Origin of the sequence: Micromonospora sp. DT43 (assembly GCF_049841645.1) — a bacterium.
Lineage (GTDB): Bacteria > Actinomycetota > Actinomycetes > Mycobacteriales > Micromonosporaceae > Micromonospora.
This window is the reverse complement of record NZ_JBNCKR010000006.1, coordinates 92,504-107,144: the sequence shown is the minus strand read 5'-3', so window position 1 is coordinate 107,144 and position 14,641 is coordinate 92,504. Positions and strand designations below refer to the sequence as shown.

The 14,641-nt window shown below is 72.1% G+C and carries 14 protein-coding genes; 4 read left to right on the top strand and 10 right to left on the bottom strand.

The window, feature by feature from the left end; all coding sequences use genetic code 11:
- The first annotated feature begins 184 nt into the window (after window positions 1-184).
- The gene (locus tag ACLQ26_RS16700; RefSeq protein ID WP_425745282.1) at window positions 185-1,000 is read left to right on the top strand and encodes an RNA polymerase sigma factor SigF; all 816 of its coding nucleotides are present in this window, start codon (window positions 185-187) and stop codon (window positions 998-1,000) included.
- A gap of 61 nt (window positions 1,001-1,061) precedes the next feature.
- On the opposite strand, the gene ACLQ26_RS16695 is transcribed toward ACLQ26_RS16700, so the two are convergent.
- From ACLQ26_RS16695 to ACLQ26_RS16660, 8 genes are all read right to left on the bottom strand, one after another.
- The gene (locus ACLQ26_RS16695) at window positions 1,062-2,537 is read right to left on the bottom strand and encodes a glycoside hydrolase family 130 protein (RefSeq protein ID WP_425745281.1); all 1,476 of its coding nucleotides are present in this window, start codon (window positions 2,535-2,537) and stop codon (window positions 1,062-1,064) included.
- On the bottom strand, window positions 2,534-3,586 hold the full coding sequence (locus ACLQ26_RS16690; RefSeq protein ID WP_425745280.1) for a glycosyltransferase: 1,053 nt from the start codon (window positions 3,584-3,586) through the stop codon (window positions 2,534-2,536). Before ACLQ26_RS16690 ends, ACLQ26_RS16695 begins: the two co-directional genes overlap by 4 nt.
- On the bottom strand, window positions 3,583-4,719 hold the full coding sequence (locus ACLQ26_RS16685) for a glycosyltransferase (RefSeq protein ID WP_425745279.1): 1,137 nt from the start codon (window positions 4,717-4,719) through the stop codon (window positions 3,583-3,585). Before ACLQ26_RS16685 ends, ACLQ26_RS16690 begins: the two co-directional genes overlap by 4 nt.
- A 130-nt stretch (window positions 4,720-4,849) precedes the next feature.
- The gene (locus tag ACLQ26_RS16680; RefSeq protein WP_425745278.1) at window positions 4,850-5,905 is read right to left on the bottom strand and encodes a glycosyltransferase family 4 protein; all 1,056 of its coding nucleotides are present in this window, start codon (window positions 5,903-5,905) and stop codon (window positions 4,850-4,852) included.
- Window positions 5,902-6,075: a hypothetical protein gene (locus tag ACLQ26_RS16675; RefSeq protein ID WP_358096054.1), complete on the bottom strand. Its 174-nt coding sequence runs from the start codon at window positions 6,073-6,075 to the stop codon at window positions 5,902-5,904. The genes ACLQ26_RS16680 and ACLQ26_RS16675 overlap by 4 nt, the downstream gene beginning before the upstream one ends.
- A gap of 318 nt (window positions 6,076-6,393) precedes the next feature.
- The gene (locus tag ACLQ26_RS16670) at window positions 6,394-7,425 is read right to left on the bottom strand and encodes a medium chain dehydrogenase/reductase family protein (RefSeq protein WP_425745277.1); all 1,032 of its coding nucleotides are present in this window, start codon (window positions 7,423-7,425) and stop codon (window positions 6,394-6,396) included.
- Window positions 7,426-7,521: 96 nt separating this feature from the next.
- On the bottom strand, window positions 7,522-8,064 hold the full coding sequence (locus ACLQ26_RS16665; protein WP_425745276.1) for a TetR/AcrR family transcriptional regulator: 543 nt from the start codon (window positions 8,062-8,064) through the stop codon (window positions 7,522-7,524).
- Window positions 8,065-8,115: 51 nt separating this feature from the next.
- Window positions 8,116-8,997 (bottom strand): helix-turn-helix domain-containing protein, encoded by an 882-nt coding sequence (locus ACLQ26_RS16660; RefSeq protein WP_425745275.1) that lies wholly within the window; start codon window positions 8,995-8,997, stop codon window positions 8,116-8,118.
- Window positions 8,998-9,153: 156 nt separating this feature from the next.
- On the opposite strand from ACLQ26_RS16660, the gene ACLQ26_RS16655 reads away from it, so the two are divergent.
- Complete coding sequence (locus tag ACLQ26_RS16655) at window positions 9,154-10,020, top strand: oxidoreductase (RefSeq protein ID WP_425745274.1); 867 nt, start codon at window positions 9,154-9,156, stop codon at window positions 10,018-10,020.
- Window positions 10,021-10,243: 223 nt separating this feature from the next.
- Here the strand turns inward: ACLQ26_RS16655 and ACLQ26_RS16650 are convergent, their stop codons facing one another.
- Window positions 10,244-11,863, bottom strand: coding sequence for an MFS transporter (locus ACLQ26_RS16650; RefSeq protein ID WP_425745273.1), 1,620 nt, complete (start codon window positions 11,861-11,863; stop codon window positions 10,244-10,246).
- A 106-nt stretch (window positions 11,864-11,969) separates the two neighbouring features.
- Here ACLQ26_RS16650 and ACLQ26_RS16645 point away from each other — a divergent pair, with 106 nt between their 5' ends.
- Window positions 11,970-12,449, top strand: a complete 480-nt coding sequence (locus ACLQ26_RS16645) for a winged helix-turn-helix transcriptional regulator (RefSeq protein ID WP_393289910.1) — start codon at window positions 11,970-11,972, stop codon at window positions 12,447-12,449.
- Between the two features lie 178 nt (window positions 12,450-12,627).
- On the top strand, window positions 12,628-13,878 hold the full coding sequence (locus ACLQ26_RS16640) for a DUF222 domain-containing protein (protein ID WP_425745272.1): 1,251 nt from the start codon (window positions 12,628-12,630) through the stop codon (window positions 13,876-13,878).
- A gap of 33 nt (window positions 13,879-13,911) precedes the next feature.
- On the opposite strand, the gene ACLQ26_RS16635 is transcribed toward ACLQ26_RS16640, so the two are convergent.
- Window positions 13,912-14,442: a GNAT family N-acetyltransferase gene (locus tag ACLQ26_RS16635; RefSeq protein ID WP_425745271.1), complete on the bottom strand. Its 531-nt coding sequence runs from the start codon at window positions 14,440-14,442 to the stop codon at window positions 13,912-13,914.
- Window positions 14,443-14,641: the final 199 nt, after the last annotated feature.

Sequence of the window (14,641 nt, the reverse complement as noted above, 5' to 3'; positions counted from 1 at the left end):
GCATTGGTCCACGTGTCGAACGGCGGCAACGACCTGCCCAACCTCATACTTTCGGCTAGCAATAGTTCGAACTTTCGGGTAACGTGCACGCCAGCACCTGAACGACATGACGCGGCGGCGAGGCCCGTGGTTGTGGTCCTGCCGACAGCGCACCGGATTCCTCCGGTCGCCCTGGTCGACGGGCATGCGCGGAGAGGACCAGCCCATGGTCACGACTGTCGAGTCCCCCACCGCCCTCAGCCGACGGAACACCGCCGGCAGCGACGAACTGATCGTCGAGCTGGCCACCACCCCCGCCGACGACCCGCGCCGACCGGCACTGCGGGAGCGCGCCATCGAGGCGTGGTTGCCGCTCGCCCGCCATCTGGCCCGCCGCTACTCCGGGCGCGGCGCCCCGGACGAGGACCTGACGCAGACCGCGATGGTCGGCCTCATCAAGGCCGTCGACCACTTCGACGCCACACGGGGTGTCGACTTCAGCGGGTACGCCATCCCCACCATCGTCGGCGAGATCAAGCGGTACTTCCGGGACCGCACCTGGGCGGTGCGGGTGCCGCGTCGTCTCCAGGAGCTCCGGCTCTCGATCACCGCCGCCAACAGCACCCTGACGCACACCCTGGGCCGCTCGCCCACGGTGGCCGACATCGCGACCTACCTCGAGGTCTCCGAGGAGACCGTCCTGGAGGGGCTGGAGGGGGCCCGCGCGTACCGGGCGACCTCACTGTCCACCCCGATGGGGATCGACGGGGGCATGGAGCTGGGCGACACCCTCGGGGAGGACGACCACGAGTTCGACCGCGTCGACCTCCGCGTCGCCCTCGGCCCGGCGCTCGCCACGCTGCCGGAACGCGAACGACGGATCCTCAGCCTGCGGTTCCACGGCAACCTGACCCAGGCCCAGATCGCCGAACAGATCGGTGTCTCCCAGATGCACGTCTCCCGGCTGATCACCCGGGCGCTGGCCACACTGCGCGGGCACCTCTCCGCGGACTTCGCCTGATCCATCCGACCGCAGCGGCCCGTCGGCCCGACCGCCACATCGGCCGTCGGCACGTCGGCCATCAATCTCGCCGCGCGTCCACCATCGCGGCGAGCAGGGCGGCCACCGGCACGGTGACGAAGCCGACCCGGGCGTCGCTGGCGCCGTACGGCAGCCACAGGTCACCGTCGTGAATGAGCCCGCCGCAGGAGTAGACGACGTTCGGCACGTAGCCGTCCCGGTCGGACCGTTCGGGCGCCAGAAGCACGCCGGGCAGGCGCGCGACCACCCGATCCGGTTGGTGCAGGTCGAGCAGGAGCGCACCGATCGCGTACCGACGCATCGGCCCGACACCGTGGGTGAGCACGAGCCAGCCCGCCTCGGTCTCGATGGGAGATCCGCAGTTGCCGACCTGGATCAGCTCCCAGCTGTCCAGAGGTGCGTGCAGCGGAACCGGTGGCTGCCAACGGTTGTCCGTGTCCAGCACGGTCAGGCCGATGGTCTCGCCGTCGGCGCGGCAGAGCGCCAGGTGCCGCCCGCCGACGGTACGGGGAAACAGCGCGACCCCCTTGTTGCGGGCTCCCGGCCCGCGCATCGGGGTCATCTCGAAGTGGCGCAGATCGGGGCTGGCCAGCGCCCGGGTAGCGATGTTCCGGCCGTCGTAGGCCGTGTAGGTGGCCCGGTAGACCGGATCGGACCCGTCGGTGAAGCGGACGAACCGCGCGTCCTCCATGCCGTTGCTCTCCGCCGGGGTGGCCGGCCAGAGCACCCGTTCGTGCAGGGCCGTCCCGGCCGGGAAGGCGGTGGCGTAGCTGCCGGCATTGGTACGGCGCAGGTGCTCCAGCGTGTCCAGTCCGGTGCTGCGGGAGAGCAGATCCGGCGGCAGACCGCCGAGCACCCGCTCGAAGGTCGCCTCGTCGTACCGGTCGGGCAGCGCGTCCAGCACCGTCGCGGTGATCTCGTTGTCGCAGTCCTTCTCGGCCAGACCGGCCACGAGCAGATCCCTGCGGTGCCGCACTCCCGTCCGCTGTCCGACGACCAGGGGGCCGGACCGGTCGGTGACGGTGAGCTGGTGCCCCGGCCCGAGAACCGCGCTGGCGAACCCGATCGACGACAGGTGACCCTCACCGATCTGGCGGAGGCTGACCGCGACGCGTAGCTGCCCGGCGCTCAACCGGCTCTGGTCGGGGTGGGCGACCATCGACGGGTTGCACAGGGCGGCGGCCTCGACCGCGTACTCGTGGCTGAAGTAGGCGCCGACCAGGAGCCGACTGGCGGGTGAGAGGTCCGTGGCCCGGGCGGCGCGGTGTCGCACCAGGTCGTAGTGGTGCTGGAACGTCGCGGCGAGGTCGCGGTGCCGGGCGCCGAAGCGGTCGAGCGTGGCCCGCAGCAGCCGGTCGGTCTCCTCGTCGTCGAGGCCCGCGACACGCTCGATGAGCGCTCGCGCCCTGGTGCGTACCACCGCCGCGTCCTCACCCGGGACGAAGAGCTTTACGACGACCCGGCGCGGGTCGGGGGTGAGGGTGACGTCCTGGCGGACGGCCAGGACGTCGGTCACGACCACCGCCGGGCGTGCTGGAGCGTGGAGATGAGCGCGAGTGTGGATTCGGCGCCCTGGTTGAGGTTGGGGCCGTGCGCGGTCAGCCCGTCGTAACCGCCACCGGTGCCCGGATCCCACATCGGCGTGCCGAGGTCGTTGTCACCGAGGAACCAACCGATCGCCTGGCGTACCCCGTCGTCCCAGGCCGGGTCGCCGGTGACAGTGGCGGCCGTGGCGCAGGCGTCCGCGAGGGCCGCGACCTCGATCGGCTGCTGGTCGTGGTGGAAGCGCACGGCGCCGCGCCGCCATCCGGCGGCGGGCACGACGGACAGCCGCCCGTCGCGGAGTTGGACGTCCCGCAACCAGGCAAGCATCCGCAGGCCCTCGTCGAGGGGCGGGCCACCGTGGCGCAGCTGACTGGCGACGATGACGACCTCGGCGAGGGCCGCGTTGGCGTAGGTCAACCGCTGCTGCGGCCACGGCCACCTCGCGTCGGTGTCCGGTGCGCCGACGGCGCTGGCCGCGTCCGCCAGCAACGCCGCCGCGGCCACGTGGCCCGGATGGCGACGCAGCACCTCGGCCGCGCCGAGCCCGGCGAAGGCCATCGCGTGCGGCGCGGGGGATCTCCGCGTCGCCCCGCGACTGAAGGCGACAAGCGCCTCCTCCCGAACCCAGGCGGCGGGACTGCGGGCGACGGCCGTGCCCAGCCCCCACAGCGCTCGGCCCCACCAGTCGCCGAGACCGGGCTCGTCGGTCCAGCGCCGGTCGTGCCCGAGCCGATTGTGGAAGGCACCGGCGGAGTCCTGCGCGTGGGTCAGGAACGCGAGGTAACGCTCCGCGAGCCGCAGCAACTCCTCCGTCGGCTCCGGCTCGCGGCAGAGGACGACCAGGCCACGGGCCACGTCGTCGGTGCAGTAGCCGTGCTCGCGCCGGACGATTGCGTGTCGGGCGTGCTCGAACAGGCCCGTGTCGTCGCTCAGCCGGGCCAGGTGCGCGAAGCTCGGCGCGGGCGCGCCCACCCATCGCCTGCCGGAGGTCGTCCGGGAGCGGCCGGCGGTCGCGGTCACGCCGACGCCGCGCTGACCACTGGCGGACGTACGTCGGTGAGCCGTTCGGCGAGCATGCCGTAGCGGGCCGCCACCGCCGGCCAGCGCAGATCCGCGGCCAGCGGCCGGACCCGGCCGGCCAGCCGGGTCGCGAGGCCCGGCTCGGTCAGGACCCGCCGGACCGCCAGGGCCAGCGCCGCCGGGTTCTGATGGGGTACGACCAGACCGGGCCCGCCGGTGAGCAGCTCGACGGCGTGTGGGAACGCCGTGGCCACGACTGGCACTCCGGCGGCCACCGCCTCGATGAGCACGCCGGAGGTGACCTGTTCGCGGGAGTCGTACGGCAGGACGACCACGTCGGCCGAACGGATCAGGCGGGCGAGGTCATCCTGGTCGTGGTAGACGTCCTGGTAGTCCACGGCGTGCGCGATCCCCAGCCGGGCGCCGAGCTGGTGCAGACCCGACCGGTACGTCTCGCCGTGGTGCTCGATCACCTTCGGGTGGGTCCGTCCGGCGACTGTGTAGGTGGGGGTCGGCTCCAGGTCCTGCAACCGGGCGAGGGCGCGCAGTGACCACTCGATGCCCTTCCCGGGGCCGATCAGTCCCCAGGTGAGCAGGTGCGGGCGGGTACGCCTGTCGACGGGCACACCTGTGAGTTCGGCGGCGCCGTGCGGGATGACAGTCACCTTCTCCGCAGGCACGTCGTAGCCGATGAGCAGTCGATCCCGGGCGGTGTCGGTCATCGTGACGACCGCCCCGGCGGTGGCGACGATCTGCTCCAGCAGGGACTTCTGCCGGGCGGAGGGCTCGCGCAGAACGGTGTGCAGGACCACGATGCTCGGGACGGTGAGCCGGCGCAGCAACGGCAGGACGTCCGCGCCGTCGGCGCCCGGGTAGATGCCGTACTCGTGCTGGATGATGGCCACGTCGAAGGTGTTCAGAGCGGAGGCGGCGTCCCGCCACCCGGCCGGGGTCCGCGCCGACCAGGTGTGCACCACCCCGGGGGCCGGCCGCTGGTCGTCGCCGTGGTCGGTGACCCGCACGATCCCACCGCGCGTGCCGTCGGCGGTGAGCTGGGCGGCGAGGGCGGAGTTGAAGGTGGCCAGTCCACACCGCGTCGGCGGGTGGGTGCTGAGGAATCCGTAGCTGGGCATGAACGTCGGGCCTTCCGGTTGTCGGCCGCCACCGCGGTACGGGGGCACGCCTCACGCGGTGACGGCGCACGTCGGTCAGCGTGTGTGACCGGCGGAACGTGTTCGGGGGTGATCAGCTACGGGTGGGGTGTCAGACCACTGTCGCCTGGTCGGGGACGACCTGTCGTTCGACGGGTGCGGCGACGCTGCCGACGAGGCGCTCGTAGACGGCGACGTAGTCGCCGACCATCCGGTCCGCGTCGAAGCGGTGCCGGGCCCGTTCCCGGCAGGCAGCCCGGTCGAGGCCGGCGGCCCGGGTCACCGCGTCGACGGCCTGCTCGACGGTGTGGACGAGGCATCCGGTGACGCCCTCGTCGACGACCTCCGACATGGATCCCCGCGCGTACGCGACGACAGGCGTGCCGCAGACCATCGACTCCACCACCGACAGCCCGAACGGTTCGTCGAACGCGATCGGATGCAGCAGGGCGGTGCTGGCGCCCAGCACCTCGGCGCGTCGGCGCGGGCCGACCGAGCCGAGGAAGACGACCCGGTCCCCGTCGATGTGCGGGGCCACCTGCTCGGCGAAGTACCGCTCGTCCTGCACGATGCCGCAGATGGTCAGGGGTCGGCCGGCGCGACGGGCGATCTCGATCGCGGTGTGGGTGCCCTTGTCCGGGTGGATGCGGCCGAACGCGGCCAGTCCCGGACCGGCGTCGCCGGTGAAGGGCAGCCCGCCGATGTCGACGCCGTGGTGGACCGTGGCGACGTAGTCGAGCTCCGGCGCCCGGTCGGCGTCGGAGATCGACACGTACGACGAGCGGGCTCGGGCGTAGGCGGGCAGGATCCCGGCCCCGGAGAAGCCGTGCACTGTGGTGAGCAGTGGAGCGTGACAGTGCTCCGCGAACGCCAGCGGCAGCCAGTCGAGGTGGCTGTGCACCAGGTCGAACTCCGCCGAGCGGGCGAACGCGTGGGAGACGTGCATCGCCTCCCACACCCGGCCGTCCAGGGCCGGGTCGTCCGCGTACCCCGTGGGGGCGACGCCGTCGAGCCGGGCGGAGGTGACCGAGTCCAGCGTCGCGAAGAGCGTCACGTCCACACCGCGGCTGACCAGGCCCTCGGCGAGCAGGCCGGTCACCTGCTCCCAGGGACCGTAGTGGTGCGGGGGCGTACGCCAGGCGATCGGCCCGAGCAGCGCAACCCTCACGGAGACGGCGCGTCGGCGAGGTCGGCTGGGTCGAGGTGCAGGGTGGCGAGCAGCCCGGAGTGCTTGGCCGGGTCGACGCGCTCGGGCAGCTCACGCTCGACCCAGTCGGCCCGGGCCTGCTGGCCCCGATCGCGTAGCGCGCTGACGATCCTGTGCTTGGCGATCCTCATCTGGTGCTCCCTGGTTGAGCCGTCCGGACCGGTGACGCGCCTGGACTGCGGTGTGAAAGCGCGGGTGGGATGCCGTCTCCGGCAACGCCGCGAACCCGAACGTGCCGTCCTGGGTGAAACCCGACCGGCGGAACGTGGCCGGTGCCAACCACCACGGCACACACGCCGCAGCGATGGGAAAGGACGATCGGTAATGCCCAGACGGGCTGGTGGCGGCGACATCCGGCGGCCACCGGGGGCCCCGGGCGACATGCCCAGCGTACGCCCCGGCCGGTGCCCCTGCACGCGCACCGCGTCCGCGCCTCCGACGGGCCGGCGTCAGGGTTCCAGCACGACCTTGCCCGGCCGGGTGCGAGCCTCGGCGAAGACCAGCGCGGCGGAGACCTCGGTGAGCGGGTAACGGGCGGCGATCTGCGGCACGATCACGCCCTGCCGCAGCAGATCGAGCACGGTGCCCAGGTCGGTACGCAGCCGACGCCAGAACGCCGTGGGGCGGGTGCGGCGGCCGGACCAGAAGTTGTAGAACCCGACCCGGTGACCGTTCGGCAGGGCGTTCCAGGTGTAGAGGCGAGCGAGCAGCTTCACGAAGACCCAGGCGACCGACTGCCCGGTGCCCACGGCGGCGGCGTTGCCGTAGACGACCAGCTTTCCGCCGGGAGCGAGCAGGGCGTACGAGGTGCGTACGCCCGGGCCGGCGATCGGGTCGAAGACAGCGTCGACGCCACCCGGCGACAGTTCACGGATGCGGGCGGCCATTTCCGGGTCGCGGTAGTCGAGCGGTTCGACGGCGAGTTCGCGCAGCCCGGCGTGGTGCCGTGCGGCGGCGGTGCCGATGACTCGCAGGCCGAGGTGTCGGCCGAGTTGGACGAGCACGCTCCCCACGCCGCCGTTCGCGCCGTGCACGAGGATGGTCTGGCCGGCCTTCAGGTCGGCGTCCCGCAGCATCTGCCAGGCGGTCACCCCGTTGACGACGACGGTCTCGGCCGCCGCGGGGTCCAGATCCGCGGGTACGGGGGTCAGGGCGTCAAGGTCGACAAGCGCGTAGGTGGCCCAGGCGCCGGTCTTGGTGACCGCCGCGACCCGGGTGCCGATCAGCGCGTCGTCGCCGCCCGGTCCCACCGCCCGCACCGTGCCGACGAGGTCGTAGCCGGGCACGAACGGAAACTTCGGCTGGCCGGGGTAGAGAGCGTGGCGCATCTGCTGCTCGGCGAACGAGATGCCGGTCGCCTCGACCTCGACGAGCGCCTGCCCGTCGGCGGGAACGGGCATGGCACGTCGGTTGACCTGGAGTCCGTCCGGCTCCACCACGCCGGGCAGCACCACTTCGGTGATCATCCTGTCGGTCGTCATCGGTGTTCTCCTTTTGTTTGTAAGTGTGCACTCACACACATGCTGGGCGGAAAATGTGGGCCGCCCGGGAGCGGCCCGATGGTGCGGACGTCGGGATCAGGGGTGGCGGATGCCTGCGGTCAGCGCACGAGCCCACGGCTCGGCCACCTGCTCCAGCCCGGCGGTCACGATCAGGTGGCAGAGCTGGCCGTACGCGAAGAACTGCTGCACCTGCGCGTCGCTGGCACCGGACCGACTCCGCACGAAGGTGGCGACCCGCTTGTAGCCGGCCCGCACCGCCTCGGCGACCTCGGGGACGTCCGTCACGGCCTGCGCCTGCACCTGGAACAGCAGGAGATCGCGGTCCGCGATCAGCTCGGCGTACGCGTCGCCCATCGCCTCCAGAACCTCCTCCGGTCCGGCGTCGCCGGCACGCTCCGCCCCGGCTTCGAGCGCCACGACGATCCGCTCGAAGCACGCCCCGGCGGCCGCCACGAACAGCCCGAGCTTTCCGCTGAAGAGCCGGAAGACGTACGCCTCGGAGATGCCGGCAGCGGCCGCCACGGCGGTGACCGGTGTGGCGTGGAAGCCGGTGCGCGCGAACGCCGACACGGCGGCGTTCAGAACGGTGGCTCGGCGGGCCTCGGCTGTGGATCGCATGTATGTAAGTGTGCACTCACAAACATCTTGCGTCAACCCCACGGGCCGCTCTCACTCCAGGGGATACAGGCGTGCGGGATCGCCGGCCCGGAGGCTGTCCGTGCCGGCGTCCGGCGCGCTGGCCGCGATCGAGCCGAGCAGCGCCAACGACCGTGCCGACTCCGTACCGGGCTCGGCGTGGTAGATCACCAGGAGCTGCCCCTCGGCGCCGGCGACCGCGAGCTTGTCGCAGTACAGGTCGAGATCACCCACCTCGGGGTGGTGCAGCCGACTCACCACGCCCTCCCGCCGCCGCACCTCGTGCCGGGCCCACAACTGGCGGAAACAGTCGCTCTTGAGCGACAACTCCCCCACCAGCGCCGTCAGTCGCGGGTCGTCGGCGTCGCCGGCCGAGTCGGCGCGCATCTGCCCCACCACGCTCTGCATCGCCTGCCGCCAGTCCCGGAACAACTCCCGTTCCGCCGCGTCCAGGAACACCGCGCGGAGCCGGTTGGCGCCCGGAGCGAGGTTCGGCGACAGAGCCCGCGCCATCCGATTCGACGCCAGAATGTCGAGATAGCGGTTCTGCACGAAGGCCGGCATCGGAAGCTCCCGCACCAGGTGCAGAACACTGGCCGGCACCCGCTCGACGGCCGGCCGGACCGCCCGGCGCGACCGCGGACGCGTCAACCCGATCATGTACGAGGTGGCCTCCGGGTCCAGTCGGAGCACCCCGGCGAGCGCGTCGAGGACCTGCACCGACGGGTGCCGCTCACGGCCCTGCTCCAACCGCAGGTAGTAGTCGGCGCTGATGCCGGCCAGCATCGCCACCTCCTCCCGGCGCAGGCCAGGCACCCGGCGCAGGCCGACGCCCGGGCCGAGACCGACGTCCTCGGGCCGGACCTGTTCCCGCCGCGCACGCAGAAAGTCGCCGAGCTGGTTGGTGGCGTCCATGCCTTTGACGGTAGATCGCCCCACCGCCCGGTGACTGGCCGTGTCACTACCAGGAACGCCTCGCCCTGCCGGTCGGACGGATGCCGACGGACAGTTGTCGCAGGCCGATCTTCGGACCGCCCGCATATCCACGACGACAACGGATAGAGGAACGACATGAGCGACAACCTTCCTGGCGGCTCCCTGACCCCCGCCGACGGCCTCACCCTGAGCCGGATGGGCTACGGGGCGATGCAGCTGGCCGGCCCCGGCGTCTTCGGCCCGCCGCGCGATCGCGCGCAGGCCCTCGCCGTGCTGCGCGAGGCCGTCGACCGGGGCGTCCGACACATCGACACCAGCGACTTCTACGGCCCAGTGGTGGTCAACGAGCTGATCCGCGAGGCACTGCACCCGTACCCCGAGGATCTGCACCTGGTCACCAAGGTCGGCGCGCGCCGCGGCGCCGACCGTTCCTGGATCCCGGCGTTGCAGCCGGAGGAGCTGAAGGCCCAGGTCCGGGACAACCTGCAACACCTCGGCCTGGACGTCCTCGACGTGGTCAACCTGCGGGTCGGCGTGGCGGAGGGCACCGGCGACGACCCCCTGTCCGAGCAGTTCGGCGCCCTCGCCGAATTGCGGCAGGAGGGGCTGATCCGGCACCTCGGGCTCAGCAACGTCACGCTCACCCAGCTCACCGAGGCCCAGGCCATCGCCCCGGTGGTCACCGTGCAGAACCTCTACAACCTCGCGAACCGGCAGGACGACGCCCTGGTCGACAGGTGCGCGGACGAGAACATCGCGTTCGCGGCGTTCTTCCCGCTCGGCGGATTCACGCCGTTGCAGTCCGACATCCTCAACGACGTGGCCACCCGGGTGGGCGCCTCGCCACAGCAGGTCGCCCTGGCCTGGCTGCTGCAGCGCTCCCCCACCACCGTGCTGATCCCTGGCACCTCGACGCTGGCACACCTGCGGGAGAACCTCGCCGCGGCCGACCTGACGCTGCCGGCCGACGCGATCGCGGAGTTGGACACCATCGGCGGCTGACCGCAGCCCACCGGCGCCGGGACGCGGGCCGTGCGCGGCTGTGACGACCTCGGGCCGGCGCGGGCCCGCGCCCCGTGCGCGGCTGTCACCTCGTGCCGGCGCGGGCCGGGGCCGGGCGGTGCGCGCTGTCACCTCGTGCCGGCGCGGGCCGGATCCCAGTGCGGTCGCCGGCTCGGCCCTGGTCCCGCTGCCGGCGGGCCCGGCCTTGGGGCCGGGGCCGGCCCTAGTGCGAGTGCTGGTGCGGGCGGTTGCGGATGAGGGTGAGCGCGAGCACGGCGGTGACCAGGAAGACGATGCCGCTGATCCGCAGGCCGGCCTGGACTCCGGAGGTCATGGCCTCGGCGAGGGCGGCCCGGACCGGATCGGGCAGCGGCTGATCACCTGTCGCGCCTGCGGCCACCGCCGCCTGCACGGCGGTACGGGTGGGTTCGCCGACCTGGTGTGCGGCGAGGCGGTCGGGCAGGTCGGCCAGCATCGTGGTGGTGAGCAGCGTGCCCAGCAGGGACGAGCCCAGCACCGAGCCGACCTGACGGGAGGCGTTGACCGCGCCGGCGGCCATGCCGGCCTGGGCGGGCGCCACGCTGGCCAACGCCGCCGCAGTGGCCGGGGCCACCACCAGCCCGCTCGCGGCGCCGAACAACGCGAACAACGCCCAGCGGTGCTCGAACGTCGTGGTCGGCCCCTGCGCCGCCAGCCCGAAGCTGGCCACCGCGCCGAGCACCAGGCCGACGCTGAGTGGTGCCTTGAACCCGGTGCGCCGGATGGTCCGGCCGGCGGCGAAGGCCACGAGCACGTACGCGCCGAAGAGCACCAGCATCCGCCAGCCGGTGTCCAGCGGGCTGAGCGCCTGGGCGCGCTCGTGGAACAGGACGAGCAGGATCGCCACTCCGGTGAAGCCGAACAGCGACACCGCGGCGACGATCATGACGGCGCTGAACGACGCCGAGCGGAACAGCCGTACGTCCAGCATCGGGTTGTTGCTCCGCAGCTCGACCAGGACGAACGTGACAAGCGCGAAGGCCGAGACGACCCAGGCGGTCCCCACGACCGGGCTGGCGTAGCCGTCGCGTCCGCCCTGGATCATGGCGTAGACGGCGGCGGCGATGGCGACGGTGCCGAGCAGCAGACCGGGCAGGTCGAGTCGTCCGGCGCTGGGCCGCGATTCGACCACCCCGATCGCGGCGACGACGAGGGTGATGACGCCCAGCACGATCACCGACAGGTAGACGCTGTGCCACGAATGGTGACGCAGCAGCGCGCCGGCGATGAGCGGGCCGATCGCCAGCCCGATGCCGGAGGCGGCCGACCAGGCGGTGATGACCTCGGTACGGCGGTGCGGATCGGTGAACGTGGCACCGAGGATCGCCAGGCTGTTGGGCAGGATCAGAGCGCCGCCGAGGCCCGCGACCAACTGACCGACGATCACCCAGGCCACGGTGGGCGCGCTTGCCACGACAGCGCCGCCGCCGATCATCGCGACGACGCCGGCTCCGAACATGCGCCTGCGCCCGTACCGGTTGCCCAGAGTCGCGGCGGACAGCACCAGGCTCGCCACGACCAGGGTGTAGGCGCTGGGGATCCAGATCACGGTGGTCGGATCGACCCGAAGGTCGGCCTGGATCGTGGTCAGGGCGGAGACCGTCGCGGTGATCTGCAGGAAGGTGATCATCGCGCCCAGACACATGGCGATCAGGGTCACCGGCCGGGAGCCGCGAACGGACGTACGGGCGGCGCTGGCCGGCCCGGTCGGAGCGGCGCTGGCCGGCCCGGTCGGAGCGGCGCTGGCCGGCCCGGTCGGAGCGGCGCTGGCCGGCCCGGTCGGGGCCGTGCTGCTGGTGGTCACAAGGTGTCCTCGGGTTGGAGTCCTGCTGGCTTGCCTTTGCAAAAGTCAGCAGCGTCCCAGTGAATCACCTGGCTAGCGTCGACGCAAGTCAGGTAGGCTGGAACACATGGAGGACCTACGGGACGACCGCGATTCCTGGTCGATGGAGAACTGCTCCGTCGCACGGGCGATGGACATCGTGGGCAGCCGTTCGACGATCCTGATCCTGCGCGAGGCGCTGCTCGGCACGCGCCGGTTCGACGACTTCGTCCAGCGGGTCGGGGTCGGCGAGCCCGCCATGGCGGCCCGCCTCAAGGACATGGTCGCCGCCGGCCTGCTCGAACGAATTCCCTACCGGGAGCCGGGACAGCGCACCCGCCACGAGTACCAACTCACCCGCAAGGGCCACGAACTGCTGCCGGTCATCACCGCACTACGCAACTGGGGCGACACCTGGAGCGCCGACGAAGCCGGCCCCGGCATCCTCGCCACCCACCACGACTGCGGCGAACCGGTCCGCGCCGTACTCCGCTGCGCGGCCGGACACGACATCGAGAGCGGCGACATCGACATCACCGCCGGGCCGGGTCTGATCCGCCGCAACTGACAACCGGGCCCGGCCGAGCCGGGCACCGCGAGCAGCCCGACAACTCCCGGCGAGCCGGACACCGCGAGCAGGCCGACAGCTCCCGGCGGGCCGGGTGCCGCGAGCAGGCCGGTCGGCGGCTGAAGATCGATCGATCCTGGTGACTGGAAGTGTCGTACACCTGTTCTATTCTCGGGCCATGGTGGAGGAGTTGACGCAGGCGGAAGGTGTGGTCGCAGCCTGCGCCGGCGGCGCCGCCTGGGCCCTCCCCGCGGACGACCTCGTCGCCGCGCTCGATGCGGTGCACCGCATCGAGCAACGCCTCGCCGCCGTCAAGCTCTCGCTCATTCGCGAGCTGGACTGCCGAGGCATACCTACCGCGCAGGGCGCGTCCTCCACGGCGGTGTGGCTCCGCGAACGACTGCGCTTCACCGTTCCCACCGCCCGTCGCCTCGTCGACCTCGCTGCCGCGCTCGACAACGGCAACCCGGGAGTACGACAGGCGCTGGCCGATGCCGACATCACGCTCGATCAGGCCCGGGTCATCGCCGACACCGTCGACACCGTGCGGAGCACCGCCGGCGCGGCGGTCGCTGACAAGGCGGTGGGTGTGCTCGTGGAATGGGCCGGGCAGTTCGATCCGACACTGCTCCGCAAGCTGAGCATGCGGATCCTCGACCATGTCGCACCTGAGGTCGCCGACGCCGCCGCGAAGACCGCGCTGGAGGCCGAGGCGCGCCGAGCCGCCCGCGACCGCCACGTCACTCTGTCCACCCTCACCGACGGCCGCCTCCGACTCACAGGCATCCTCGACACCGAAGCCGCCGGCCTGTTGCGCGCCGCCATCGACCCCCTGACCGCGCCGTCAGGTTCCGATGATCAACGCTCCCCCGGGCAACGCCGACACGATGCCTTCGCCGACCTCTGCCGGCTCACCCTGCGCACCGGCGAGCTGCCCGAACACGGCGGCGAGGTCGCCCAGCTCGTCGTCACCACCAGCTTCGACGGCCTCGTGGGACAGCTCGACGCGGGCACACTGGACACCAGCCTCGGGCTGACCCCGGAAGCGGTCCGTCGGCTCGCCTGCGACGCCGCCATCCTGCCCGCCGTCCTCGGCGGGGCCGGCCAGGTCCTCGACGTCGGCCGCCAACGTCGGCTCATCACCGGTGCACTCCGCCGGGCACTCGTCCTTCGTGACCGTGGCTGCGCCTTCCCCGGCTGCGACCGCCCGCCACGCTGGTGCGACGCCCACCACATCGACCACTGGGCCGACGGCGGCGACACCAGCCTTGCGAACGCCGTCCTGCTCTGCGGCCATCACCACCGGCACATCCACCACGGCGACTGGACCGTCCGGTCGGCCGGCGACGGCCACCCCGAGTTCACCCCACCCGCCTGGCTCGACCCCGATCAACTCCCCCGCCGCAACCAATACCACCGCCGCACGTAGCCCCGGCGCCCGCCACCTTCCTGCTGCTCGCGGTCAGCCGATCCGCTGGGCCAGCACCTGCCCCGGCCAGGCTCCAGCTTGGAAGGTTTCGGTGGACGTGAACCCGTGGCGCTCGTAGAAGGCCACCAACTCGCCACCGCCGCCCGCCCAGCAGTCGACCCGCAGCAACCGCACACCGGCTCGCCGGGTCTCCTCCACGGCGTGTGCCAGCAGGGCCGACCCGAGGTGTCGACCGGCGAATCGTCGGTCGGAGACCAGCAGGCGGACGTACCGCTCGGGCTCTTCCGCGGGCGCGATCGGTGCCTGCGGATGGGGCCCGGAGTCCAACACCAGGGCGGCGGCCGGTGTGCCGTCCAGCTCCGCGATGTACGGAAGGTTCTCGGTCAGGTACCGATCGACCATCTCGACCCCGCCGGGCTTCTCCGAGAACGGCGTCGTGCCCCACTGCTCGGTATTGCCGCGAGCGTTCATCCAGATCACCGCGGAGTCGAGCATGTCCAGTACGGCAGGTGCGTCGGCCGGGCCACCGCGTCTGATCCGAATGCCGCGGGTGGTGTCGTCCATGGCGGAACTGTAATCCGCCGCCGCGGCCTGAACCGCCGCCGCGGCAGCGGCAGCGGCAGCGGCAGCCCCACCGCAGCGCCAACCCAAATGACGCGCAAAGTACCCGTTGCGTTACGAGCTTGTTTCCAAGGTGTCGAGCAGGTTACGAGTGCTTCTGGATGACCGCCGCCGATCCTACGTTTCGGCAACCGTCATCAGT

Coding starts and splice junctions, on each gene's coding strand:
- ACLQ26_RS16635 (WP_425745271.1), bottom strand. CDS start 14,442: ATGGACGACACCACCCGCGGCATTCGGATCAGACGCGGTGGCCCGGCC.
- ACLQ26_RS16645 (WP_393289910.1), top strand. CDS start 11,970: ATGGAGGACCTACGGGACGACCGCGATTCCTGGTCGATGGAGAACTGC.
- ACLQ26_RS16655 (WP_425745274.1), top strand. CDS start 9,154: ATGAGCGACAACCTTCCTGGCGGCTCCCTGACCCCCGCCGACGGCCTC.
- ACLQ26_RS16665 (WP_425745276.1), bottom strand. CDS start 8,064: ATGCGATCCACAGCCGAGGCCCGCCGAGCCACCGTTCTGAACGCCGCC.
- ACLQ26_RS16700 (WP_425745282.1), top strand. CDS start 185: ATGCGCGGAGAGGACCAGCCCATGGTCACGACTGTCGAGTCCCCCACC.
- ACLQ26_RS16685 (WP_425745279.1), bottom strand. CDS start 4,719: ATGCCCAGCTACGGATTCCTCAGCACCCACCCGCCGACGCGGTGTGGA.
- ACLQ26_RS16640 (WP_425745272.1), top strand. CDS start 12,628: ATGGTGGAGGAGTTGACGCAGGCGGAAGGTGTGGTCGCAGCCTGCGCC.
- ACLQ26_RS16675 (WP_358096054.1), bottom strand. CDS start 6,075: ATGAGGATCGCCAAGCACAGGATCGTCAGCGCGCTACGCGATCGGGGC.
- ACLQ26_RS16660 (WP_425745275.1), bottom strand. CDS start 8,997: ATGGACGCCACCAACCAGCTCGGCGACTTTCTGCGTGCGCGGCGGGAA.
- ACLQ26_RS16670 (WP_425745277.1), bottom strand. CDS start 7,425: ATGACGACCGACAGGATGATCACCGAAGTGGTGCTGCCCGGCGTGGTG.